General features: G+C 66.0%; 17 protein-coding genes. 12 read left to right on the top strand and 5 right to left on the bottom strand.

The annotated features are described in order from the left end of the window. Both NFX52_RS04930 and NFX52_RS04925 read left to right on the top strand, forming a co-directional pair. On the top strand, positions 1-782 hold a 782-nt coding region (locus NFX52_RS04930), incomplete at its 5' end, for an N-acetylmuramoyl-L-alanine amidase (RefSeq protein ID WP_252635501.1). Between the two features lie 119 nt (positions 783-901). Next, positions 902-1243: a cupin domain-containing protein gene (locus NFX52_RS04925; protein ID WP_055393289.1), complete on the top strand. Its 342-nt coding sequence runs from the start codon at positions 902-904 to the stop codon at positions 1241-1243. Between the two features lie 24 nt (positions 1244-1267). On the opposite strand, the gene NFX52_RS04920 is transcribed toward NFX52_RS04925, so the two are convergent. Beyond that, positions 1268-2833: a methyl-accepting chemotaxis protein gene (locus NFX52_RS04920; protein WP_252635500.1), complete on the bottom strand. Its 1566-nt coding sequence runs from the start codon at positions 2831-2833 to the stop codon at positions 1268-1270. A gap of 309 nt (positions 2834-3142) precedes the next feature. Between NFX52_RS04920 and NFX52_RS04915 the strand changes: the two genes are divergently transcribed. Next, entirely contained in the window at positions 3143-3382 is a 240-nt protein-coding gene (locus tag NFX52_RS04915) for a YMGG-like glycine zipper-containing protein (RefSeq protein ID WP_082437237.1), read from the top strand. Positions 3383-3490: 108 nt separating this feature from the next. Here NFX52_RS04915 and NFX52_RS04910 read toward each other — a convergent pair whose 3' ends face one another. Further along, positions 3491-4138 carry a DedA family protein gene (locus tag NFX52_RS04910; protein ID WP_121420696.1) on the bottom strand — a complete coding sequence of 216 codons (648 nt, stop codon included), beginning with the start codon at positions 4136-4138 and terminating at the stop codon, positions 3491-3493. Between the two features lie 109 nt (positions 4139-4247). Between NFX52_RS04910 and mutL the strand changes: the two genes are divergently transcribed. Further along, positions 4248-6290, top strand: a complete 2043-nt coding sequence (gene mutL, locus NFX52_RS04905) for a DNA mismatch repair endonuclease MutL (protein WP_252635498.1) — start codon at positions 4248-4250, stop codon at positions 6288-6290. A gap of 167 nt (positions 6291-6457) precedes the next feature. Here the strand turns inward: mutL and NFX52_RS04900 are convergent, their stop codons facing one another. Beyond that, entirely contained in the window at positions 6458-7621 is a 1164-nt protein-coding gene (locus tag NFX52_RS04900) for a glycerophosphodiester phosphodiesterase (RefSeq protein ID WP_055393281.1), read from the bottom strand. Between the two features lie 254 nt (positions 7622-7875). Here NFX52_RS04900 and gdhA point away from each other — a divergent pair, with 254 nt between their 5' ends. From gdhA to NFX52_RS04875, 5 genes are all read left to right on the top strand, one after another. Next, the gene (gene gdhA / locus NFX52_RS04895; RefSeq protein WP_055393279.1) at positions 7876-9219 is read left to right on the top strand and encodes an NADP-specific glutamate dehydrogenase; all 1344 of its coding nucleotides are present in this window, start codon (positions 7876-7878) and stop codon (positions 9217-9219) included. 140 nt (positions 9220-9359) lie between these two features. Then, positions 9360-10193: an alpha/beta hydrolase gene (locus NFX52_RS04890; RefSeq protein WP_055393278.1), complete on the top strand. Its 834-nt coding sequence runs from the start codon at positions 9360-9362 to the stop codon at positions 10191-10193. Between the two features lie 159 nt (positions 10194-10352). Then, positions 10353-11594, top strand: a complete 1242-nt coding sequence (locus NFX52_RS04885; protein ID WP_055393275.1) for a multidrug effflux MFS transporter — start codon at positions 10353-10355, stop codon at positions 11592-11594. Continuing rightward, on the top strand, positions 11587-12618 hold the full coding sequence (gene miaA / locus NFX52_RS04880; RefSeq protein ID WP_055393302.1) for a tRNA (adenosine(37)-N6)-dimethylallyltransferase MiaA: 1032 nt from the start codon (positions 11587-11589) through the stop codon (positions 12616-12618). Before NFX52_RS04885 ends, miaA begins: the two co-directional genes overlap by 8 nt. Beyond that, positions 12615-13271 (top strand): ABC transporter ATP-binding protein, encoded by a 657-nt coding sequence (locus NFX52_RS04875; protein ID WP_055393273.1) that lies wholly within the window; start codon positions 12615-12617, stop codon positions 13269-13271. Before miaA ends, NFX52_RS04875 begins: the two co-directional genes overlap by 4 nt. Positions 13272-13448: 177 nt before the next feature. Here the strand turns inward: NFX52_RS04875 and NFX52_RS04870 are convergent, their stop codons facing one another. Together NFX52_RS04870 and NFX52_RS04865 are read right to left on the bottom strand one after the other, a co-directional pair. Beyond that, positions 13449-15152, bottom strand: coding sequence for a serine hydrolase (locus tag NFX52_RS04870; protein WP_207401901.1), 1704 nt, complete (start codon positions 15150-15152; stop codon positions 13449-13451). A gap of 313 nt (positions 15153-15465) precedes the next feature. Next, complete coding sequence (locus NFX52_RS04865) at positions 15466-15894, bottom strand: Hsp20/alpha crystallin family protein (RefSeq protein WP_055393269.1); 429 nt, start codon at positions 15892-15894, stop codon at positions 15466-15468. A 322-nt stretch (positions 15895-16216) separates the two neighbouring features. Between NFX52_RS04865 and NFX52_RS04860 the strand changes: the two genes are divergently transcribed. The 3 genes from NFX52_RS04860 to NFX52_RS30840 all read left to right on the top strand — a co-directional run bounded on the left by NFX52_RS04860 (position 16217) and on the right by NFX52_RS30840 (position 24363). Continuing rightward, positions 16217-18883, top strand: a complete 2667-nt coding sequence (locus tag NFX52_RS04860; RefSeq protein WP_055393267.1) for an ABC transporter permease — start codon at positions 16217-16219, stop codon at positions 18881-18883. 223 nt (positions 18884-19106) lie between these two features. Next, positions 19107-19811, top strand: coding sequence for an IPTL-CTERM sorting domain-containing protein (locus NFX52_RS04855; protein ID WP_055393265.1), 705 nt, complete (start codon positions 19107-19109; stop codon positions 19809-19811). 3385 nt (positions 19812-23196) lie between these two features. Further along, complete coding sequence (locus NFX52_RS30840; protein ID WP_202907098.1) at positions 23197-24363, top strand: collagen-like protein; 1167 nt, start codon at positions 23197-23199, stop codon at positions 24361-24363. The last annotated feature ends 43 nt before the right edge of the window (positions 24364-24406 follow it).

Raw genomic sequence — 24406 nt, 5'->3', positions numbered from 1 at the left:
CCGCGCCGCCACCGCCAGAACCCGCGCGCCCCGGCAACCGTGCTACATCCACCCAGACCGACCGCATCATCATCGTGGCGCTGGACCCTGGCCATGGCGGCGAAGACCCCGGCGCCATCGGCCCCGCAGGCACGCGCGAAAAAGACGTAGTACTGCGCGTGGCGCACCTGCTGCGCGATCGCATCAACGCCACCACCGTGGGCGGCAACCCCATGCGCGCCTACCTGACGCGCGACGGCGACTACTTTGTGCCCCTGAGCACCCGCGTGCAAAAGGCGCGGCGCGTGCAGGCCGACCTGTTCGTCAGCATCCACGCCGACGCGTTCACCACCCCCGCCGCGCGGGGCGCCAGCGTGTTTGCGCTGAGCCAGGGTGGCGCCTCCAGCACGGCTGCACGCTGGCTGGCCAACAAGGAAAACCAGGCCGACCTGGTGGGCGGGATCAACGTGCAGTCCAAAGACCAGCACGTGCAGCGCGCGCTGCTGGACATGAGCACCACCGCACAGATCAACGACAGCCTGAAGCTGGGCACCGTGCTGCTGGGCGAGATCGGCGGCATGGCCAAGCTGCACAAGCCGCGCGTGGAGCAGGCCGGTTTTGCGGTGCTGAAGGCGCCCGATATTCCGAGCGTATTGGTCGAAACCGCCTTTATCAGCAACCCCGAGGAAGAAAAGCGCCTGCGCAGCAGTGCCTACCAGGAACAACTGGCCGATGCGCTGATGCGCGGCATCACGCGTTACTTTGCCAAGAACCCGCCGCTGGCGCGCAGCCGGTCGGTGTAGCAAGGTCAGGACATTGCGCGCGGGGCGGCCAACCCACCTTGCGCGCACTGCCAACTGCAGGCACAGTAGCCTGCATCGGCCGGGCGCGCACCGCGCCCCGACGAGCAAGGAGAAATGCCATGGCACTGCCCCACGCCCAATCCGGCCAGATCGTCAGCATGCGCCCCCTGGGCGACCGTTTACCCGAAACCGTCACCACCGCCATCCTCAAAGCAGGTCAGCTTGAAGTGATACGCGTGGTGCTGCCGGTGGGCAAATCCATGAAAGAACACCAGACCCCCGGCGAGGGCACCGTGTTGTGCATTGAGGGCATGGTGGAATTTGTCAGCGAGCACGGCGTTCAGCAACTGCGCGCGGGCGATTTTGTGCACCTTGCGCCCCGCGCACTGCACTCGCTCAAAGCCGTGGAGGATGCATCGCTGCTGGTCACCATGTGCCTCAAGCCTACCCAAGCAGCATAGGCCCATCCGCCGATCCGCACCCGCTCAGCGCCCCAGCCGGAACACGCTCACAATTTCGGCCAGCTTGGCAGCCTGGTGCTTGAGGCTGTCGGCCGCAGCGGCGCTCTGCTCCACGAGCGCCGCGTTCTGCTGCGTGACCTGGTCGAGCTGTGTGACGGCCTCGCCCACCTGACTGATGCCAATGGTCTGCTCGCCCGTCGCACTCGATATTTCGCCGATCAGGTCACTCACGCGTTTGACCTGGGCGACGATGTCCTCGATGCTCTGCCCCGCGTTGCCGACCAGGTGCGTACCAGCATCCACCTTCTCCACGCTGGCACCAATCAGGGCCTTGATCTCTTTGGCAGCCTCGGCACTGCGCTGGGCCAAATTGCGCACCTCGCTGGCCACCACAGCAAAACCCCGGCCCTGCTCGCCCGCGCGGGCGGCTTCCACAGCGGCATTGAGCGCCAGGATGTTGGTCTGGAACGCGATGCCATCTATCACCGCAATGATGTCGGTGATCTTGCGCGATGCGGCCGAAATGTCCTGCATCGTGGCCACCACCTGGCCCACCACCTCGCCACCCTTCACGGCCGCAGCCGATGCGGTGCCCGCCAGCACGGCGGCGCGCTGGGCAGTGTCGGCATTGTTCTTCACGGTGCTGGTGATCTCCTCCATCGAGGCTGCGGTCTGCTCCAGGTTGCTGGCCTGCTCCTCGGTGCGCTGGCTCAGGTCGGCATTGCCCGAGGCGATTTCGCTGGAGCCGGTGGCAATGCTGTCGCTGCTGTGGCGCACATCGCCCACGATGCGCACCAGCGAGGTCTGCATGGCCTCCATCGCCCGCATCATCTCGGCCACCTCGCCCCGCCCGCTGGCATGGATGGGCTGCGACAGATCACCCTCGCCAATGCGCTGGGCGACGGCGCTCACTTCCCCCAGCGAGCGGCGGATGCGCCGTACCACCACCCACGACAACACCACCAGCAGCGCCAGCCCCGCCACACCCGCCGCCAGCACGGTCATGCGGTAGGACTGGATCAAGCCCGCCGCCTCGGCCGCCTGCTCGGCTGAGCGTTGCACCTGGTAGTTCACCATCTTGTCGGCCACGGCGTTGTACTTGTCCAGCACCGGTGCAAAGCTGCCCAGCGCATAGGCGCGCGCCTGGGCCATGTCGCCCGCCTTCTTCAGCGCGAGCGACTTGTCCCGTGTCTCCAGGTAAGACTTGCGGATGGTGGCCAATTCCTCCTGGATGAGCAGCCCCTGCGGGCTGTTTTCCAGCTCGGTGTAGCGCTTTTGCACCTTGCTGGTGTCAGCGGTGGTGGCCGCCACGACGTCCTTGAAGTAGTTCTGCAGGTCATCGCCCTCCGTCTGGACGATGGAGAACACCCGCGTGGAGTTAACGGCAATGTTGCTGCGCCAGCGCAGTGCCAGCTGCAGCCGCTCGACCTGCTCGGTGGCCAGGCGGTCCACCGTATTGCCCAGGGTCTGTACCCGCACCAGGCTCAGGGCCAGGATGAGCACCAGCGCAAAAACAGCCACCCCCACAATCAATCCAATCTGTTGCGCAACCGTCAGCTGCGCCCCCATCCCCCGTGGTTGCTGGTCCATGGTGTCCCCTTTTGTAGATGTATGTGATGGGTTTGCAGAGAGAAGAAATGATCTTCCTGCGCCCGCCCGTTGGCAACCACCCCACGGGCCACGTAAACCCTGATCGCAGGGCTCTGGCCCATGGGCCAAGGACGCCTTACGGCCAACCGCAGCGCCCGCCCCGCACGAGGCCCCATGTCCTACAGACGCTTGCCACAGCTGCCTACGCCGGGCCCCAGCCGCCGAATGGATAGTGAAACCACAGGTCGAGCCCCAACGCACCCGCTGCTGGGACCCCAGGCCTGACTCCATTCATAAAGGACTCCTGCCATGAAAATCCGTCACATCCTTCTTGCCACCACCTGCACTGCAGCCCTTGCTCTGGGTGGTTGCGCTTCCAATCCGTCGGGCGCCCAGGTGGGCACCGGTGTAGGTGCCGTGGTCGGCGGTGTAGCTGGCAACGCTGTCTTTGGCGGGCCCGTAGGCACCATCGGCGGTGCGGCGGCCGGTGCCCTCATCGGCCATGAGATCGGCGAAGACCGCGATCAACGCAAGCCCTACCGCCGTTAATTCCCCTTCAGTGCCTGACCCTCTGGGCATCAGGCATAAAAATAGCTGCTAGCGCTTATTTTGTAAGCGCCAGCAGCTATATTTTTTATAGCATTTGCAATTGATAAATCAGGCCGCCTTGGCCTGCCGCCCAGCCCGCCAGGCGCCAAAAATCGCGATCAGGCCGGGCACAAAAATCATCGCCCAGATGATCTTGTCCAGGTTCTCCTTGACCCAGGCAAAGTTGCCAAAGAAGTAGCCAGCGGAGCAAATGCCCAGCACCCAGATGAGGGCCCCGGCCACGTTGAACGCTGTGAACTTGGCCCGGCTCATCTCGGCCACGCCCGCCACAAAGGGCGCAAACGTGCGGATGAAGGGCATGAAACGCGCGAGGATGATGGTGATACCCCCATAGCGCTCGTAAAAATCGTGCGCCTGGTTGAAGGCCCGGCGGTTGAACCAGCGCGAGTCCTCCCACTGGAACACCTTGGGGCCAAAGAAGCGGCCAATCGAATAGTTGCACTGGTCCCCCAGAATGGCCGCCGCGATGAGCACCGCGCAGGCCAGTGGAAAACTCATCATCCCCGCGCCGCAGAGCGCGCCCACGATGAACAGCAGTGAGTCGCCGGGCAAAAACGGCATGACCACCACACCGGTTTCGACGAATACGATCAGGAACAACAGCGCATACACCCAGGCGCCATAGGTTTGCACAAAGGCTTCGAGGTACTTGTCGACATGCAGGATGAAGTCGATCAGAAAGGTCACCAGTTCCATGGGGTAGCCGGTGGGGGCACCGGACGCAAAAAAGTTGCGGGCATTATCCCCATCGGCCAATAGGCACCGGCCGATACCCCTGCGCGGCCCCCGCCCTAAAATTGGCCGGGTGAACGACACCACCCCCACCCTTGCAGCGGCAGAGCCTGCCTCTTTTACGCACCTCACCACCCGCCGCCCCATCCGCGACCTGCCGGACGAGCTGATCAGCCAGATCGCCGCCGGTGAGGTGGTGGAACGCCCCGCCTCGGTGGTGCGCGAGCTGGTGGACAACGCGCTGGATGCAGGCGCCACGCAAATCACCGTGCGCCTGTCGGCCGGCGGCGTGCGCCTGATCACCGTGGAAGACGACGGCGGCGGCATTCCACACGAAGAGCTGCCCGTGGCCTTGCGCCGCCACGCCACCAGCAAGATCACCAACCTGAACGACCTGGAAACCGTGGCCACCATGGGTTTTCGGGGCGAGGCGCTGGCTGCGATTGCCTCGGTGTCGGAGATGTCGCTGCTCTCCCGCCCCATCGCCCAGTCCAACGCCTTTTTGCTGGACGCCCGCAGCGGCGAGCTGCGCCCCGCCGCGCGCAGCACCGGCACCACCGTGGAGGTGAAGGAGCTGTTCTTTTCCACCCCCGCGCGCCGCAAGTTCTTGAAGACCGACGCGACCGAACTGGCCCACTGCATCGAATCCGTGCGCCGCCACGCACTGGCCCGGCCCGATGTGGGATTTGCCATCTGGCACGAAGGCAAGCTGGTGGAGCAGTGGCGCGCCACTTTTGTGCCCGGCCAGGGGGATGCGCAGGACGCACTGGCCCGCCGCCTGTCGGATGTGCTGGGCGAAGACTTCGTCACCCAGTCGGTGGCCGTGCAGCACCGCGTGGGGCCCGTCATCGTGACCGGCCGCGCAGGCCTGCCCGACGCCGCCCGCTCGCGCCCCGACCACCAGTATTGCTACGTCAATGGCCGCTTCGTGCGCGACAAGGTGCTCACCCACGCCGCCCGTAGCGCGTACGAAGACGTGCTGCACGGCCACAAGCAGCCCATCTACGCGCTGTATGTGGAAATCGACCCGGCGCGCGTGGACGTGAACGTGCACCCCACCAAGATCGAAGTGCGCTTCAGAGACAGCCGCGAGGTGCACCAGGCCGTGCGCCACGCCGTGGAGAACGCGCTGGCAGCGCCCCGCGCCGCAGCGCTGGCGGCGGCTGCAGGGGCTGCCGCTTCAGCAGACACGGGCTCCACGGCACAGGCCCCCATTGAGAATTTCAAGCCAGATCAGCCTCTGGCGCTTAACAGACAAGCGCAAGCAGCTATCAAATTTGAAGAACGTGGCCACCATGTGGCCGACCTGCAGGCGCTGTGGGGGCCAAGGAAAGAGGACGCAGCCACACCGTCTGCAGGGCTCACCGCACCGCTGGTGAACTGGGGCGCTGCGGCCAACACCGGCGAGGCAGATGCCATGCCGCAGCCCGTGACGCCCACGTCATTCGCCCCCCCTGCTACGGCCGGGGCCAACAACAGCACCGCGAATGAAGCCACCTGGCTCCAGGGCCAGGGCGGCAACGGCACGGCCTGGCCGCTGGGCAAGGCCGTGGCCCAACTGCACGGGGTCTACATCCTGGCCGAAAACGCCCAGGGCATGGTCATCGTGGACATGCACGCCGCGCACGAACGCATCGTCTACGAACGCCTCAAGTCCCAGGTGGACAGCGGCGCCCGCATTGCCAGCCAGCCCCTGCTGATCCCCGCCACCTTTGCCGCCACCCCGCAAGAGGTCGCCATCGCCGAAGAATCGGCCGAGGTATTGGCCACGCTGGGCATGGAAGTCGTGCCGTTCCCCCCCAAGACCCTGGCCGTGCGCGCCGTGCCCACCACGCTGGCCCAGGGCGACCCGGTCGAACTGGCCCGCAGCGTGCTGGCCGAACTGGCCGCCCACGACGCCACCACCGTGGTGCAACGCGCGCGCAACGAAATCCTGGGCACCATGGCCTGCCACGGCGCCGTGCGCGCCAACCGCAAGCTCACCATCGACGAGATGAACGCGCTCCTGCGGCAGATGGAAACCACGGACCGCAGCGACCAGTGCAACCACGGACGGCCAACGTGGCGGCAGCTCAGCATGAAGGAACTGGATGCGCTGTTCCTGCGGGGCCGGTAAGGTACCCGCAAAAAGATCGGCCCGAGGGCCGATGGACCACCTGCACATCAAGCCCTGGGGCCGCCACAACCGGCACAGCCCCAGGCCAGAGCACCCGTGGAACCGGCCTTGCCGGCCCACCGGGTACGTCCCCCTTTGGGGGAAGGCGCGCCGGGCATCAGTGGGCTTCAGTTATCCCGCGCCGCCTTGGCATGGTCCGGGAAGTCGCTGAACACGCCATCCACGCCCAGCTGATAGAACAGCTTGTATTCCGCCTTGGGGTCGCCCTTGAAGTCCGACGCCAGGCGCTTGGCCTCGCTGCGGAAGGTGTAGGGGTGCACCAGCAGGCCTGCGGCGTGGGCGTTTTTCACCACGTCGGTGGCGGGCATCATCACGCGGTCGCGTTCGTCGATCTTGCCGTCACCATTGAGGTCGTCGGCCTTGCCGTCCTTGTTGGCGTCCACCTGCTTGGAGGGGATCAGGTAGGGCTTCCACGGGCCGATGCCGTCGGCGTAGGTCTTCACTTCCTTCAGGCCCGCAGGCGTCAGCAGGCTGGCGAAAGTGCGAGTATCTCCCGCCACGGCAAAGTCGTAGGGCTTGTCGTAGGGCGCGGTCAGGTCCATGCTGCCGTCGGGGTTCACGTCGTTCGCGTCCACCAGTTGCACCAGGCGGATCTGGGTCTTGGTGCGCAGGTACTTGAGGTTGGAGACCTCAAACGACTGCACGATGACCGGCGAGCTCTTGGCGGTGTAGCTGTACTTGGCCAGGATGGTGAGCAGGCGGTCTTCGAGCGGCAGGCCCAGGCGAACGTGGTAGGTGGGGTGCTTGGTTTCGGGGTACACACCCACCGTGCGGCCCGCCTTGGAGCCTTCGCTCTTGGCCAGGTCCAGCACTTCTTCCAGCGTGGGGATCTGGTACTTGCCGTTGTGAGACTGGTCACGGTCGGCCAGGGGCTGGATGGCGCGCAGGGTCTTGATTTCGGCCAGGGTGAAGTCCGAGGCAAACCAGCCTTCTTCTTCCACGCCATCGACCACTTTCTTGGTCTTGCGGCTGGCAAATTCGGCGCGGGTGGACACATCGGTGGTGCCGGTGATGTTGGGCTCGTGGCGTGCAATGAGCGCACCGTCCTTGGTGGCGACCAGGTCGGGCTCGATGAAATCGGCGCCCATCTCGATGGCCCGCTTGTAGCCTTCGAGCGTGTGGTCCGGCAGGTAGCCCGCGGCACCCCGGTGGCCAATCACCAGGGGCTTGTCGCCGCTCAAAGTGGGATAAGGGTTGTCATCGCTGCCACCGCAAGCAGCCAGCGTGGCCACCAGGGCCAGCGCACCCAACTTAGCACCAGAAATGTGCATGCTCTTCTCCTCGTTGTGTTTAGAACCGCCGAACTGTGGGCGCCCCCTGTGACAAGGCGATGACGCCCGTTTTGCGAATGGATGACAGCTTCACTGCACCATCCAAACGCACCAAAAAGTGGCAATCACCCTGCCACATTCCCCACCATTGTGCAGAGTCATACGCATAAACGTATAACTTTTAGACATAATTCGATGTTGCAGCGCGCCATGGCGTGCCACCGCCCCTTGATCTTCAGAAAGTTTTTTGAAATATGAAACACGCGTCCGCAGGCAGCTTCCTCTCACACGTCGCCCTTCGCAACCCAGGGCAGCCCGAGTTTCTGCAAGCTGTCACCGAGGTGATGGAAAGCCTGTGGCCCTTCATTGAAGAACACCCCCGCTACGCCGAGCACGGCCTGCTGGAGCGCCTGGTGGAGCCCGAGCGCATCGTCATGTTCCGCGTGTCGTGGGTGGACGACCACGGCAGCGTGCAGGTGAACCGGGGCTACCGCATTCAGCACAGCATGGCCATTGGCCCGTACAAGGGCGGCATCCGGTTCCATCCGTCGGTCAACCTGTCGGTGCTGAAGTTTCTGGCGTTTGAGCAGACCTTCAAGAACGCTCTGACCACCCTGCCCATGGGCGGCGGCAAGGGCGGCAGCGACTTTGACCCCAAGGGCAAGAGCCCGGGAGAAGTCATGCGCTTTTGCCAGGCCTTTGTGTCCGAGCTGTTCCGCCATGTGGGTGCCGACACGGACGTGCCAGCGGGCGACATCGGCGTGGGCGGCCGCGAGGTGGGCTTCATGGCCGGCATGATGAAAAAGCTCAGCAACCGGGCCGACTGCGTGTTCACCGGCAAGGGGCTGTCGTTTGGCGGCTCGCTGGTGCGCCCCGAAGCCACGGGCTACGGCACGGTGTACTTTGCGCAGGAAATGCTCAAGTCCAAAGGCCGCTCGCTCGACGGCTTGCGTGTGTCGGTCTCCGGTTCGGGCAACGTCGCGCAATACGCCGTCGAAAAGGCCATGGAACTGGGTGCCAAGGTGGTCACGGTCTCGGATTCGAGCGGCACCATCGTGGACGAAGACGGCTTCACCCCTGCCAAGCTGGCCGAACTCATGGAAGTGAAGAATCATCTGTATGGCCGCGTGAGCGACTACGCAGCCCGCACCGGCGCCACCTTTGAAGCCGGGGTACGCCCTTGGCATGTACCAGTGGATGTGGCCCTGCCCTGCGCCACCCAGAATGAACTGGACGCGAACGACGCTGCGGTGCTCATCAAGAATGGCGTGGTCTGCGTGGCCGAGGGCGCCAACATGCCGTCGACCATCGACGCAGCCAAGGCGTTTGAGGCTGCGGGCGTGCTCTATGCCCCGGGCAAGGCCAGCAACGCAGGCGGCGTGGCCACATCGGGTCTGGAGATGAGCCAGAACGCCGCGCGCCTTTCCTGGCCGCGCGAAGAGGTGGACGCGCGCCTGCTGCAGATCATGCAGGGCATCCACGCTGCCTGCCTGCACTACGGCAAACGCAGCGATGGCACCGTGAGCTACGTGGACGGCGCCAACATCGCCGGTTTTGTGAAGGTGGCCGACGCCATGCTGGCGCAGGGCGTGGTGTAACCCCGGTTCCGAAGTCAAGGCAACCGAAGATGGGACAAGAAGGCGCGTTGCCCGCCATTTCGCTCCATTTGCAGGAAACGGGCACAAACCCTGCTTCGCCGGTCAGAACTTTCTGACGCGAAGCCGAGTCTGTCTCCACCATGAAGCGCACCCCCCTCCTGGTTACCCTGACCTTGGCCATAGCCGTGACGGCGGGCTGCGCCACCCTCGACGCCAAGCAGCGCGAATGGATCTTCCAGCCCAGCGACCGCAGCTGGGGCGGTGCGCAGTCCACGGCAGACATGCAGGATGTCTGGATCGACTTCCAGTCCGACGCCAGCGGCAAGACCGAGCGCCTGCATGGCCTGTGGCTGGCCCATGAACGTGCCGATGCGCCGGTGCTGCTCTATTTGCACGGTGCACGCTGGAACGTGGCGGGCTCGTCGGGCCGCATCCGGCGCATGCAGGAGCTGGGCTTTTCGGTCCTGGCCATCGACTACCGGGGCTTCGGCCAAAGCAGCGCCGGGCTGCCGTCCGAGGCGACCGCCAGCGAAGACGCCCGCGCCGCGTGGGACTGGCTGGCCCAGCAGCAACCGGGCAAGCCCCGCTACATCTTCGGCCACTCGCTGGGCGGCGCCATTGCCATCGACCTGGCCCGCCAGGTGTCCGACGAACAGGGCACCATGGTGGAAGGCACGTTCACCAGCATCCCCGATGTGGTCAGCACCTTTAAGTGGGGCTGGTTGCCCGTGTCGGGCCTGATCACGCAGCGATTTGAGTCCGTCCGCAAGGTGGCCGAGATCGGCTCGCCCCTGCTGGTGGTGCACGGCAGCCAGGACAGCCTGATCCAGCCCGCCCTGGGCCGCAAGCTCTTCGAGGCGGCGCAGGAGCCCAAGCAGTTTGTGTTGGTGGAAGGCGGGTCGCACCACAACACCAACTCGGTAGGGCAACCAGCGTATCGGCAAGCCATGGCATCGCTGTTCAAGCTGAGGTAGAGACACCCCCCTGAGGCGCTGCGCGCCTTCCCCCGCTCTCGCAGCGCTGCGCGCTGCGGGCAGGGGGACGCAGCCCTCGCTGCGGGGCGGCCCTTGCTCGGCTGCCCTGGCCTGGGCCGCGCCGGTATCGAAGGCCCTGTCTGGTACGCTCCAGCGGTTATGTCCGCTCCCTCTACCGCAGCTGCTGGCGCTGCTCCCCCTGCCTCCATCAACCCAGGCATGGCCATCCTGGTGCTGGCCATGCTGCTCTCCATTCAGCCCGTCACCACTGACCTGTACCTGCCCGCATTGCCCGCCCTCACGCGCAGCCTGGGCGCTCAGATGGCAGCGGCACAGCTCACGCTCAGCGGGCTGCTGCTGGCGTTTGGCTGCTCGCAAATGGTGTGGGGGCCGTTGTCAGACCGCTTTGGCCGCCGCCCCATCCTTCTGGCGGGGCTGGGCATCTACACCGTGGCCTCGCTGGGTAGCGCCTTTGCGCCCACTATGACACTGCTCATCGTGTGGCGCATTGCCCAGGGTGCCGCCATGGGCGCGGTGGTGATGTGTGCCCGGGCCATCGTGCGCGACCTGTACACCCCGCTCGATGGCGCGCGCGCCATGTCCAAGGCACTCACCGGGCTCGGAATTGTGGCCTGCATCTGTGCACCACTGGGTGGGGTGCTGAGCGAGTGGCTGGGCTGGCGGGCGGCGCTGATGGCGCTCACGGTGTATGCCGTGGCCACGCTGGCACTGGTGGCGCTGCGCTTGCCCGAGACCCTGGCACACCGCAACCCGAAAGCCCTGCAGCCCCGTGCACTGGTTGGCACCTGGATGCAGGTTTTGCGCAGCCCCACTTTCTGGGCGTTCTCGCTGCAGACCACAGCCACCTATGGCGGGCTGTTCACCTTTCTCGCCGCGTCCTCTTTTGTCTTCATCGACGTCCTGGGCCTCACCCGCACGCAGTTCGGGTGGACGATGGCGTCGGCCTGCGTGGCGTATCTCGCGGGCACTTTCCTGTGCCGGCGCCTGCTGGTACGCCAGGGCCTGCTGCGCACCGTGGCCATTGCTGGCGCGCTGAGCGTGAGCGGCGGTACGCTGATGGCGGCCGTGGCCTTCATGGGCTGGCACCAGCCCTGGGCGCTGCTGCTGCCCTTTTACCTGTTCATGCTGGGCCACGGCATCCACCAGCCCTGCGGGCAAAGCGGTGCGGTGGGGCCCTTCCCCAAAGCGGCTGGCGTGGCGTCCGCACTCAACGGTTTCATGATGATGCTCGCCGCGTTCGGAATTGGCGGCTGGCTGGGGATGCGGCTGGACGGCACGGTGTGGCCGCTGGTCAACGGCATCTGGTTCTGGTCGGTGGTGCTGGCCCTGATCTCGTGGACGCTGGTGCAAAAATTTGGAGCGCCGCGTGAGCATGCCTGAGCCCCTGTTGCACACCACCCTGCCCGCCATCGCACTGGCAGGCCCCACAGCCTCGGGCAAGACGGCGGGCGCCCTCGCGCTGGCGGCTGTGCTGGGCAAGCAGGGCACGCCGGTGGAGATCATCAGTGTGGACTCGGCCCTCGTGTACCGGGGCATGGACATCGGCACCGCCAAGCCCACGCCCGACGAGCTTGCCGCTGTCCCGCACCACCTTATCGACATCCGCGACCCGCTGCAGGCCTACAGCGCGGCCGAGTTCGTGCAAGACGCCACGCGGCTCATCGCCGAGATCCGTGCGCGCGGCGCCCTGCCGCTGCTGGTGGGCGGCACCATGCTGTACTTCAAGGCGCTGTTTGACGGCATTGACGACATGCCCGCCGCAGACCCTGCCGTGCGCGCACAGATCGAAGCCCAGGCCGCAGAGCAGGGCTGGCCCGCGCTGCATGCCGAGCTGGCCCGCGTAGACCCCGTGACGGCCGCACGCCTGGCCCCGGCCGACAGCCAGCGCATCCAGCGTGCGCTGGAGGTGTGGCAGGTGTCCGGCCAACCCCTGTCGAGCTTTCACACTACTAAAAAGATAGCTGTTAGCGCTTGTGGGATAAGCGCTAGGGCCTTGTTTTCCTTAGAACCTGACGACCGCGCCTGGCTGCACGGCCGCATTGCCCAGCGTTTTGACGCCATGCTGGCCAGCGGCTTCATCGACGAAGTGCGGGCCCTGCGCGCACGCGGCGACCTGCACCCGGACCTGCCCTCCATGCGCTGCGTGGGCTACCGCCAGGCGTGGGAAGAGCTGGACTTCCAGGCGGCCAAGGGCCCCGACGCGCCGCTGAACCTCGCCTTTTTGCGCGAGCGCGGCATTGCGGCCACACGCCAGCTGGCCAAGCGCCAGATCACCTGGCTACGCAGCATGCACGAGCGCCACACCATCGCCTGCGACCAACCCCACGCCGTCGCCCAGCTCGTGCAGGCCGTGCTGCAGCGGCTGCAGCAGCAGCCGGGCGGACAAGAGCCAATCACCCCATGACGCTGCTGCGCGCTGAACAACTGGGCAAACATTACGGTGAAACGCCGGTGTTCTCGCACGTGAACTTCACTGTCGAGCCGGGCGAGTTCGTGGCCATCGTGGGCGATTCGGGCGTGGGCAAGTCCACCCTGCTCAACTGCCTGGCCGGGCTCGACACCTGGGACACCGGCCGCATCACGCACGGCGCCACCGACCTGGGCCAGCTAAGCGACACAGAGCGCGCCCTGTGGCGCCGCGCCCATGTGGGTTTTGTGTTCCAGGCCTTTCATGTGCTGCCGCACCTGGACGTAGCGCAGAACGTGGCCCTGCCGCTGATGCTGCTGGGCCAGAAAGACCCGACGCGCGTACAGCAGATGCTGGACGCCGTAGACATGGCCGACCTGGGCGCGCGGCTGCCGCAGCAGCTCAGCGGGGGGCAGCTGCAGCGCGTGGCGATTGCCCGTGCCCTCGTGCACCGCCCCGCCCTGCTGCTGGCCGACGAACCCACCGGCAACCTCGACCCCACCACCGCCGCTCGCGTGATGGACCTGCTGCTGGCGCAGACGCGCGAGCACGGGGCGTCGCTGGTGCTGGTCACGCATTCAGACGCTGCAGCGGCGCGGGCCGACCGGGTGTTGCGACTGCGCAGCGACGGCATCAGCGCGGGCGACTGACTGAGAGGCTGAGAGTCTTTTATCCATGCCTGCCTTGCACGCCAAAACGTCCCGGCTCGTCGTTGCAAATGCTCGCCATAGCCCGAGCTATGGCTGTGCTTTGCGCCTAGATCCGAGGCGTTTTCGCGCGCCTTTCGGGCTCGGCTAAAAAACTCTCAGCCTCTGACGCCTGCCGGTTCAGGGCTCCAGGCGGGGCGCCCGGAAGCGCCCGTTCTGGTGCAGCACCACGGCACGCACCTCGCCGCTGGGATAGCGCTCAAACTCCAGCTCGGCCCGTACCGCGTCATACGCAAACCGGTCTGGCTGCCCTGACAGCGGATAGACCGTGAAGCGCGGCTGCGAGCCCAGGCGCACCTGCAGGCGACCGTCTTCAGCCTGTACATCCAGCACATTGCCGCCGCGCAGCCGGTAGCGGCCCAGGTAAGGGGCCAGCACGCCCTGGGCCTGGGGTGGTACCAGTCCAAGCACCGGCTCTTCGGACCGGGTTGCCGTCAGGCGTGCTCCAAAGCGCGTGTAGTGAAGCACTGTGGGTCGGCCTTGCGTATTGCGCTCCAAGCGGAACTGGCGGCCGGTGGCTGGCTGCGTGAACGCATCCGGCCCCAGCACCTGCAGCGGCTCAAACACCCCACCCGTGGGGCGGGCTTGCAGTTGCCCATCCACCATGGCAAGGCTCAGGGCGACGGCAGGAGATACGCGGTACACCCCTTCGTGCGGGGTAAGCACGGTCGCATCGGTGGCGGGCTGACCGGGCGGCACGGGGTAACGCTGCTTCAACAGTGGCGTCATCACATCCTGCTGCGCGGCACGCGCGTTGCCCACCAAGGCGATCACCGCCTCACCCCTGTCGGGCGCCAGCAACCACACGCTGCGAAAACCCCCGGTACCGCCGCCATGCAGCCAGGTGCGCACCCCATCGCGCTCGCGCAGCATGATGGCGTAGCCGATCTGGCCGCCGTCGTGGTCCGCCAGCGGCGTGAACAGGCGCTCGGCCGCGGGGCCCAAGGGCCCTTGCGCGCCCGCCAGCAGCGCGCGGCTGAGCACCAGCATGTCGGCCGTGGTCGAGCGCAAGGCGCCCGCACCGGCAAAGGCATCAAACTCCCACACCGACACCGGCGTCTCGCCCTCGTGCGGTGCAGCAAGGCGGGGGGCCTTGTCGCCCAGAGACTGCACCGTGTCCTGCATGCCCAGCGGGCCGGTGATGCGCTCGTGCACCAGCACCGCCCAGGGTTTGCCGTAGCGCTGGGCCAGCAGCTCGCCCAGCACCGCAAAACCGAGGTTGCTGTATGCCCCAGCGCACGGCGGCGACTGGGCCAGCCGTGCATCGGCCAGGGCTTGCCACAGGCGAGGGCGGTCGTAGCGCAGATAAGGATTGGAGGGATCGGAATTGTGGCGGAAGTCCGCCGGCAAGCGTGGCAGGCAGGAGGTGTGGGTCACGAGTTGGCGCAAGGTGATGGCGGCCACCGGGGCGGGCAAGGCGGGAGCCAGCGCAGATGAGCCATTGAGCAGCCGGCCCAGCGTGTCGTCCAGCGCCAGATCGCCGCGCTCTACGGCCTGCGCCAGCAGCAGGCCGGTAAACACCTTGCTGATCGAGCCCACTTCAAACAGAGCCTGCGCGGGAGCCTCCGCCACGCGGTTGCGGGCTGTGCCGAAATGCGCCCGCCCCCCGTGCCACACGCCCACCTCAGCCGCGCCGCGCAACGAGCCCAGCGCTGCAGCCGCCATGGCGTCCGCAGGGCCCGACCAGTCGAAACGGGGTGGAGGGGCAGGCACAGCGGGTGTGGTTGCAGCGTGCCCGGCAAACGCTATCCACAGCGCCCCGGCAGCAAGGGCTTGCCACGCAAGGCGGCGTACCGGGGCAAGGACTCCATCACTGCAAACCATTTGATCGCCTCCCTGAAACGCACCACGGTTCGGGTGCCATGGCCGACATGGTCGCATGCACTGGCTGTGGGCAGGCTTAAGAAGTGGTTCAACATCTATTGGGGAGCGCCATCCGGCGGCGCTCCGGACGGCCATCCGCCGCTCCATGGGCAACAGAGACCCCGGCCACGCAGCCCCATGGATCTGCATGCGGCAGGCCGTTGGCGGGCGACCCAACCGCCGTTTGAGGTTCGTCTTGCGGCCACGGAATCAACCAACCCACTCGCCCTGGGAGGGGCGGTGGATTGCATTTTTTCGCGCAAGTCCGATGGAGTTACTCGATGTTCAACCGCTGCGCCGCCTTGTTCACCTTCTTGGGCAGGTTCAGCGTCAGCACACCGTTGTCGTATTTGGCCTTGGCTTGTGCAGCGTCCACGTCGGCAGGCAACTGGAAGCTGCGGGCCACCGCGCCGTAGTAGCGCTCCGAGCGCAGCACCTTCTCGCCTTCGCGTTTTTCATCGTGCTGGCGCACCTCGGCGCGCAGGCTGACCACATTGCCTTCGAGCGAGACATGGATGTCTTCCTTGGCCACGCCGGGCACTTCGGCCAACACGGTGTAGCCGTCCTCGGTTTCCTTCACGTCCACCTTGATCTGGCCGGGGCTGGGCAGGTTGTCGCCGTGCAGCGGGCGCACGTAAAAGCCCGGTGCAATGTCCTTGAAGAAGTCGTCAAACAGACTGCCGCGTGTCACAAGAGAGTTCATGGTTTTGCTCCTGAAAAGGGGTTGAGACAAACAACTGGGCCTGCGCAGGAGGGCGGGCCCCTGAGAAGGTGTGAACGAACCCCACATGCCCGTTCATCCCGCCAAAACGCTCCCGCTCGTGGTTGCAAATGCTCGCCATGGCCCGAGCTACGGCTGCGCTTTGCGCCTAGATCGGAAACGTTTTGGCAGCCTGCTCGGGCACGCGGGGCTCATTCACACCTTCTGGCTCCAAGATAGGCGCAGCCTTTCGGCACTTCAAGAGGATGCAAAACGCAAGGTTGACCTGCATCAAACGCTGCTGGGACCAGCCCCTGCGGCCACAATGCAGGCCATGCTTGCATTGCTCCGCACCTTCTCCTGGCAGGACCTGCGCCACCACCCCTGGCGCAGCGCTGCGGCGGTGGCGGCGGTGATGCTGGGCGTGGCGCTGGCGTTTGCGGTGCATGTGATCAATGCGTCGGCGCTGGACGAGTTTTCGCAGGCGGTGCGCGCCGTCAACGGTCAGCCCGACCTGGAATTGCGCGCCATGCAGGGCGATCTGCCCGAGGCGTTGTATGGGCAGCTTGCCACGCACCCCCAGGTGGCGCGCGCCAGCCCGCTGCTGGAGCTGTCTGCCGTGGCGCGAGCCCTGCGGCCACAGCCAGGTGCTGCAAGCGTGCCCTCCCCCACCAGCGCCCCGCTGCGCGTGCTGGGCGTGGACGCCCTGCTGCTGCCCACCATGGCGCCCGCGCTTATGCCACGGCCTTGGGCGGGCGCTGACCGGCTGGCCCTCTTCGCACCAGCCACCGTGTTCCTCAATGCGGCGGCGTTGCAGGCACTGGGTCTGCCCACCACGCCCACCTCATCGACCGAACCGGCACCGCAACTCCTGCTGCAGGCCGGGCTGCAGCAATGGCCGGTGCAGGTGGCGGGCACGGTGGCCGCCGGGGGCGCACCCCTGGCGGTGATGGACATCGGTGCGGCGCAGGATCTGTTCGGCCGCGCGGGCCAGCTCAGCCGCATCGACCTGCAGCTGCAGCCGGGCACCGACCGCAGCGCGTGGGAGCAGGCCGTGCGCGCGCTGCCCGGCTGGCCGTCGCAGGTGGTGTTTGCGCAGCCGGGCGACGCGGCGCAGCGCATCAGCAATCTGTCGCGCGCCTACCGCGTGAACCTCACGGTGCTGGCGCTGGTGGCCTTGTTCACGGGCGCATTTCTGGTGTTCTCGGTGCTGGCGCTCAGCGTGGCGCAGCGTGCGCCGCAGTTTGCGCTGCTGGCCGTGCTGGGCGCCACACCGCGCCAGCGCCTGGCGCTGGTGCTGGCCGAATCCGCCGTGCTGGGCCTGGTGGGCAGCGCCGCCGGCATCGCCCTGGGCACGGCCCTGGCCGCTGCCGCGCTGCGCCTGCTGGGGGGCGACCTGGGCGGTGGCTACTTTGCGGGCGTTCAGCCCGTACTGCAGTGGAGCGCACCGGCGGCCCTGGTCTACGGCGCACTGGGTGTGCTGGCTGCATTGGTGGGGGGCTGGTGGCCCGCGCGCGCCGCGCAGACACTGCCGCCCGCGCAAACCTTGAAAGGCCTGGGCACCGTGTCAAGCCAGGCGGGCAAAGGCTGGATAGGTATTATTTTGATAGCTATTGGCGCTGTACTGACGAGCGCTCCGCCCATTTTTGGCATACCACTTGCCGCGTACCTGGCCATCGGCCTGTTGCTGGTGGGTGGCATTGTTGTACTGCCCTGGGCCATGGCCTGGCTGTTGCACCACCTGCAGCCGCTGGCCGCACGCCACGCCCTGGCGCTGCTGGCGCTGGAGCGCGCGCGGCGCATGCGTGGCACGGCCGCTATCGCAGTGGGCGGCGTGGTGGCCAGCCTGAGCCTGGCCGTCGCGCTGACGGTGATGGTGTCGAGCTTTCGCGGCTCGGTCACGCAGTGGCTGGACGCAGTGCTGCCATCGCCCCTGTATGTGCGCTCGGCCCTGGGTGTGCCGGGCAGCGAGGCTGCACTGCTGCCTGCGGGCTTCGCCGAATCCGTCGCGCAATTACCTGGACTGGCGCGTGTGCAAGCCCTGCGCGCGAGCCCGCTGCAGCTGGATGCGACGCGCCCCGCGCTCACGGTCATCAGCCGCCCGCTGGGTAACGATCCGGCGCAAAGTCTGCCACTGGTGGGCGAGGCCCTGCGCGTGCCCGCGGGGCGCACTGGCGTCTACATCAGCGAGGCGGTGGTGGACCTGTATGGGCTACGCCCTGGTATGGAGTGGCCTGCACTTTCTGATGCTTTTAGCCCCCTGGCGCTTGATAGACAAGCGCAACAAGCTATCTTTTATATAGCAGGCGTATGGCGCGACTACGCCCGGCAGTCGGGCGCCGTGGCCATGGACCGCACCGTATGGCTGCGCCTGACCGGCGATGCCCGCACCAGCGATCTGGCGCTGTGGCCCGCCGAGGGAGCAGACATCGCAGCGTTGCAGGATTCGATCCGCGCAGTGGCAGCCGCGCAGGCGGGCCGTGCGCCCACGGCCCGGGAGAGCGCCAGCGCGGTGGACGGGGCCCTGGTGGAGTTCGTCTCCGCAGGCGCTATCCGTGAACGGTCGCTGCGCATCTTTGACCGCAGCTTTGCCGTCACCTACTGGCTACAGGCCGTGGCCATCGGCATCGGCCTGTTTGGTGTGGCCGCCAGCTTCAGCGCCCAAATCCTGGCGCGCCGCAAGGAGTTCGGCCTGCTCGCCCACCTGGGCCTCACGCGGCGCCAGATCCTGGCTGTGGTGGCCGGCGAAGGCGCCGCCTGGACGGGCGTGGGCGCGGCCGCAGGCTTGCTGCTGGGCCTTGGCGTTTCGGTGGTACTGGTGCACGTGGTCAACCCGCAGAGCTTTCACTGGACCATGGACCTCAGCCTGCCTGCCGGACGGCTGCTGGGCTTGTGCGTGGCCGTGGTCGCATCGGGCACCGTCACGGCGTGGCTGGCGGGGCGGGCTGCGGCGGGGCGGGATGCGGTGATGGCTGTGAAGGAAGACTGGTAGCCAGCGGAACACAGCCCCGCAACGGCCCAGCAGGCAATGCAACAAATTGGTGCAGACACGTCACACCGACCAAATTTTGTTTGCAAATTGCAAACTCTTTCACGAAAATAGTGAACACGCTACAAAAATCATCGCGCTGTAACCAGCAAACAGGCCGCAGGCATCCGCCCGAAACGAGCCTCACTGTGGTGCAGCGTTTGCCTGATCAACGAGGGAAAATCCAATGCAACGAAAGATTTCACGCCTTTTGGCCGGTTGTGCCATGGCCTTGTGCTTGTGCGCCCCTGCGGCAGCGCAAATTGTCATTCCACCCGGCGCCTCGCTGGACGCTCCAAGCGGCTCCATCGTTGATTTGAGCTGTAGCACCGTGGATATGCAAGGCACGCTCAACATCGGTGGCACGCTGAGTGTAGACAGCGACGTTACCTTCGGCTCCAGTGCCATCGTCTCCGGCAGCAACGGGATCATCTCGGTGGGTGGCAATCTCTCCGCCACAGGCCCCATCGACACAGGTAACAACACAGTGGTGCTGCGCGACGGCTGCATCGGCAACACCAGCCAGATCAGTGGCAATTTCGTGTTCCAGAACCTGACCTTGTCCAGCACCACGGGCCGCACCTTTGTCATCCCCGCAGGCGCCAACATCACCGTGCTGGGCACCCTGACTCTGCAAGGAGCGCCCGGTCAAAACATCCAGCTGGTCTCCTCGGGCGGCGGCACTGCCGTCATCAACCTGGGCCCCGGCGCAACGGTCACCCGTGACAACGCCACTGTCAATGGCGGCGTGCAAATCGGCGGCGCGGCAGCAGCCACCAACATTCCAACTTTGAGCGAATACGGCCTCATGCTGATGGCATTGTTGATGGGCTTGGCAGCCTTGTGGCACCAACGCCGTGCCCCAGGCGCAACGGGCAATCGACGCATCTGAAACTGCCGGAACCAGGAGTTTTCATCCATGAAGTCATCTTTTCATCCCCTGCGTCTGATCTGCGCCCTGAGCGCTGTCTATGCGCTGCACACCCCCCTGGCCCTGGCTGCCGATCTCAGCTTCACCCCGCCCAGCGGCGGCGGTTTTGTGATCAAGAGCCCAGGCGGTGCCCAGGAACGGTTTCGTGTGCAGGGCACTGGCGAAGTCACCGTCCCCGGCTTGAACGGGGCCCCCACCGCCAACAACCTCACCTGCTTTGATGGCGCCGGGCGCCTCGGGCCTTGTGCAGCAGGTATTGGCTCTGGCGCCACCGGTGCCACAGGCCCTACCGGGGCTACCGGCGCAACGGGTGCATCCGGCCCCACAGGGGTCACGGGCGCCGCAGGAGCTACAGGCGCAACCGGCGTCACAGGCCCAACAGGTGCCACAGGGGCTACTGGTGCCTCCGGCACCGGTGCCACTGGCGCAGCAGGTGCGACCGGTGCCACTGGCGCTACCGGTGCAACGGGCGCCACAGGGCCTACCGGAGCAACGGGTGCCACCGGTGCCGACAGCACCGTGCAAGGGCCTACGGGGCCCCAAGGTATCCAGGGCATTCAAGGGCCTGTCGGCCCTACCGGAGCAGACAGCACCGTGCCCGGGCCACAGGGTAACCCCGGTGCAACTGGCGCCACGGGGCCGACCGGCGCTACGGGCGCCACAGGGGTTGCTGGACCACTGACGCTAACGACGGTAACCAACAGTGATTCATGGCCCGCGAATACTGGCGCAGTCTCTCTGACTGCGACTTGCACGGCAGGAAAAACAGTGGTCAGTGGGGGATGCCGAATTACGTTAAACCCCGGAGACCATTATTTAGGTGGGAGCTATCCAGCTGCAACCGACCAGTGGACCTGTGAGATGAGTATTTTTGCCAACCCGGCTGCAGCCATGGCCTACGCCATCTGCCAGTAGTTGAGGACTTTCCCCATCGCGTAACGCAGATGGGGCATGGATGCAACAACGCACATGCCCCGTCCAACGCAGGGGATGCAATGTTTTTGTGATGAACCCCTGAAACCAGCCAGTGTGAGGCAGGCGGCTTCATCACGGCTCGGTTCGCCTTCGCGACTACCGACAAGCAGCGGCTTGCATCACGGGGTGATGCCTGACTAGGCATTGTCTCGGTACACCTCCCAGAGTTTCATCCAGAAGCCACATCCTCCACGAACACAGCACACCACCATGAAGCCCACATACCAACCACGCTACCTGTTCGCTGTGCTGGGAGCCGCCTACGCACTGCACGCCCCCCTGGCCCTGGCTGCCGATCTCAGCTTCACCCCGCCCAGCGGCGGCGGTTTTGTGATCAAGAGCCCGGGCGGTGCCCAGGAACGGTTTCGTGTGCAGGGCACTGGCGAGGTCACCGTCCCCGGCTTGAACGGGGCCCCCACCGCCAACAACCTCACCTGCTTTGATGGCGCAGGGCGCCTGGGGCCTTGTGCAGCTGGTATTGGCTCTGGCGCCACCGGGGCGACAGGCCCTACCGGGGCTACCGGACCCACAGGCGTTGCCGGACCCACGGGGGTCACCGGCGCGGCAGGAGCCACAGGCGCGATGGGCGCTACAGGCCCCGCAGGTGCCACCGGAGCGACTGGCGCCTCTGGCACAGGTGCCACTGGCGCAACAGGTGCGACCGGAGCTACGGGGGCGACTGGCTCTACCGGGGCCACCGGAGCAACAGGCGCCACTGGCGCAGACAGCACGGTGCCCGGCCCCCAAGGTATTCAGGGCGTTCAGGGAGTTCAAGGACCTGTCGGGCCAACTGGGGCAGACAGCACTGTGCCAGGGCCACAGGGCATCCAAGGTACTCAAGGGATTGCAGGCCCCACAGGGCCAACGGGGGCAACCGGCGCCACTGGGGCAGGAACAGTGACACTGACCACCTACACGTCCACCGATGAAACTTTTACCAACAATTGGTACAACGTTACCGCGACCTGCGGTGCCGGTAAAACCATAGTCACTGGCGGCTGCAACACCACCGATGGCGATCCAGTGTCAAGGGGCGATGTCTTGGGAGCAAGCTATCCAAGTTCCTCCAGCACTTGGGTTTGCAAGTTCGCCATTTCTGACCCGCAAGTCACGCATACAGCATTTGCAATGTGCCAATGATTTTGAGTTTCTAGCCTGAGCCGATTTCCGGTCGATCATGACCTCAGCAACACCGGCAAAAAGCGCATTCAAACCATGAAAACCTCATTTCACCCTCTGCGTCTGATCTACGCCCTGAGCGCTGTCTATGCGCTGCACACCCCCCTGGCCCTGGCTGCCGATCTCAGCTTCACCCCGCCCAGCGGCGGCGGTTTTGTGATCAAGAGCCCAGGCGGTGCCCAGGAACGGTTTCGTGTGCAGGGCACTGGCGAAGTCACCGTCCCCGGCTTGAACGGGGCCCCCACCGCCAACACCCTCACCTGCTTTGATAGCGCCGGGCGCCTGGGGCCTTGTGCGGCGGGTATCGGTTCTGGCGCCACCGGTGCGACAGGCCCTACCGGGGCTACCGGACCCACAGGCAATGCAGGGCCCACGGGGGTCACCGGCGCGGCAGGAGCCACGGGCGCGATGGGCGCTACAGGCCCCGCAGGTGCCACCGGAGCGACTGGGGCCTCTGGCACAGGTGCCACTGGCGCAACAGGTGCGACCGGAGCCACTGGAGCGACGGGCTCTACCGGGGCCACCGGAGCAACAGGCGCCACTGGCGCAGACAGCACGGTGCCCGGCCCCCAAGGTATTCAGGGCGTTCAGGGAGTCCAAGGACCTGTCGGGCCAACTGGGGCAGACAGCACTGTGCCAGGGCCACAGGGCATCCAAGGTACTCAAGGGATTGCAGGCCCCACAGGGCCAACGGGGGCAACCGGCGCCACTGGGGCTGCAGGAGCTGGAGGGTATCGCTGGCAGAGCATCGTGGTGTCCACTGCAACCACCACGTCGGGCTACATGAATGGCGCCACTGTGACCGCAGGTGCCAGTTTTTTTGCAATGCCCTCAAGCTGCACCATCGGCAGCGTCAACGTGCGGACCGCAAACTCCTTCCCTGCGCTAACGGCAACCTTGCTCAAGGGCAACGGCTTTGTGGCCCCCAGTGCTGTCAGCTCCTGTACCGGCGCACCTTGCACTATCGCGGCAAACCAAGCGTTTAGTGCAGGCGATTCTTTCGCAGTCACATTGGATGCTGGCGGTGCTCAGCTCGGAACCACCAGCGGTGGGCTTTCCGTTGAATTTTCGTGCCAGTAACAGTGCGTGGTGCACTCGTGGCAGCCACTTACACCGATGGATGAAGACTGACGAGTACTCGCACCAACACAGTCCCTTTCTGAAGTAACCCCCTCAGCCAGCACTGCACACCATGAAGCCCAGATCCACAAAGCCCACGTACCAACCGCACTATCTGTTCGCTGCGCTGGGAGCCGCCTGCGCACTGCACACGCCGCTGGCCCTGGCGGCGGACTTGTCCTTCACGGTCCCCAGCGGTGGCGGGTTTGTGGTCAAGAGCCCCGGCGGCCAGGAACGGTTTCGTGTGCAAGACAGCGGTGAGGTGCGCGCCCCCGGCCTGAGCAGCGCCACCGCCAACACCAACCTCACGTGCTTTGATGGCCCCACAGGCCGTCTGGGGCCTTGTGCAGGGGGTATCGGTTCTGGCGCCACCGGTGCAACAGGCCCTACCGGGGCTACCGGACCCACAGGCGTTGCCGGCCCCACGGGGGTCACCGGCGCGGCAGGAGCCACAGGCGCGATGGGCGCTACAGGCCCCGCAGGTGCCACCGGAGCGACTGGCGCCTCTGGCACAGGTGCCACTGGCGCAACAGGTGCGACCGGAGCTACGGGGGCGACTGGCTCTACCGGGGCCACCGGAGCAACAGGCGCCACTGGCGCAGACAGCACGGTGCCCGGCCCCCAAGGTATTCAGGGCGTTCAGGGAGTTCAAGGACCTGTCGGGCCGACTGGTGCCGACAGCACCGTGCCCGGGCCACAGGGTATCCAAGGGACTCAAGGGATTGCAGGCCCCACAGGGCCAACGGGGGCAACCGGCGCCACTGGGGCCGCGGGCGGCGGAGGCGGCGGCATCCTGTTCGGCACCGCGGCGATCATGCCAGCGACGACCGACTCGGCCGCTTTTGTGCCTTTTGGTATCGGAGGCATGTCTGGCGGCAACTTTGACTATTCGCGATGCGCGTTCACTGCAGGGTCGGCCTGCACCATCGACCCAACGGTGTTCGCCAATGCCTCGTCCCCAGCTTTTGCGACCTGCACCACCACAAAGATGCACGTGAGAAACTACACGGCAGTGCCAACGATTCCCCTGACGGTGACGCTCTATAAGAACGGTGCCTCGACGGGTCTGAGTTGCACGGTGGGCGCTACACCTGCGGCCACCTGCACCAGCACCACGGCGGTGGCCCTCTTGCCCACTGACGACATTGCGCTGCATATGAGCACAACCAACGTTGGCGGCTTTACCTCCGGGGGAAGCGCGATCGAAGGAACCGCCATCAGCGCCGTGCACTGCGAGTGATTCAAGAGGTCGGCCCCGGCATATGCCGGCCCCAATCAATGCG

The sequence above is a fragment of the Acidovorax facilis genome, assembly GCF_023913775.1.
GTDB lineage: Bacteria > Pseudomonadota > Gammaproteobacteria > Burkholderiales > Burkholderiaceae_C > Acidovorax > Acidovorax facilis.
This window is presented reverse-complemented; position numbering and strand designations above follow the sequence as displayed.

Bases quoted from the DNA above. Each gene is read 5' to 3' on its own strand.
- NFX52_RS04925 (WP_055393289.1), top strand. From the start codon at position 902: ATGGCACTGCCCCACGCCCAATCCGGCCAGATCGTCAGCATGCGCCCC.
- NFX52_RS04920 (WP_252635500.1), bottom strand. From the start codon at position 2,833: ATGGACCAGCAACCACGGGGGATGGGGGCGCAGCTGACGGTTGCGCAA.
- NFX52_RS04915 (WP_082437237.1), top strand. From the start codon at position 3,143: ATGAAAATCCGTCACATCCTTCTTGCCACCACCTGCACTGCAGCCCTT.
- NFX52_RS04910 (WP_121420696.1), bottom strand. From the start codon at position 4,138: ATGGAACTGGTGACCTTTCTGATCGACTTCATCCTGCATGTCGACAAG.
- NFX52_RS04900 (WP_055393281.1), bottom strand. From the start codon at position 7,621: ATGCACATTTCTGGTGCTAAGTTGGGTGCGCTGGCCCTGGTGGCCACG.
- gdhA (WP_055393279.1), top strand. From the start codon at position 7,876: ATGAAACACGCGTCCGCAGGCAGCTTCCTCTCACACGTCGCCCTTCGC.
- NFX52_RS04890 (WP_055393278.1), top strand. From the start codon at position 9,360: ATGAAGCGCACCCCCCTCCTGGTTACCCTGACCTTGGCCATAGCCGTG.
- NFX52_RS04885 (WP_055393275.1), top strand. From the start codon at position 10,353: ATGTCCGCTCCCTCTACCGCAGCTGCTGGCGCTGCTCCCCCTGCCTCC.
- miaA (WP_055393302.1), top strand. From the start codon at position 11,587: ATGCCTGAGCCCCTGTTGCACACCACCCTGCCCGCCATCGCACTGGCA.
- NFX52_RS04875 (WP_055393273.1), top strand. From the start codon at position 12,615: ATGACGCTGCTGCGCGCTGAACAACTGGGCAAACATTACGGTGAAACG.
- NFX52_RS04870 (WP_207401901.1), bottom strand. From the start codon at position 15,152: ATGGTTTGCAGTGATGGAGTCCTTGCCCCGGTACGCCGCCTTGCGTGG.
- NFX52_RS04865 (WP_055393269.1), bottom strand. From the start codon at position 15,894: ATGAACTCTCTTGTGACACGCGGCAGTCTGTTTGACGACTTCTTCAAG.
- NFX52_RS04860 (WP_055393267.1), top strand. From the start codon at position 16,217: ATGCAGGCCATGCTTGCATTGCTCCGCACCTTCTCCTGGCAGGACCTG.
- NFX52_RS04855 (WP_055393265.1), top strand. From the start codon at position 19,107: ATGCAACGAAAGATTTCACGCCTTTTGGCCGGTTGTGCCATGGCCTTG.
- NFX52_RS30840 (WP_202907098.1), top strand. From the start codon at position 23,197: ATGAAGCCCAGATCCACAAAGCCCACGTACCAACCGCACTATCTGTTC.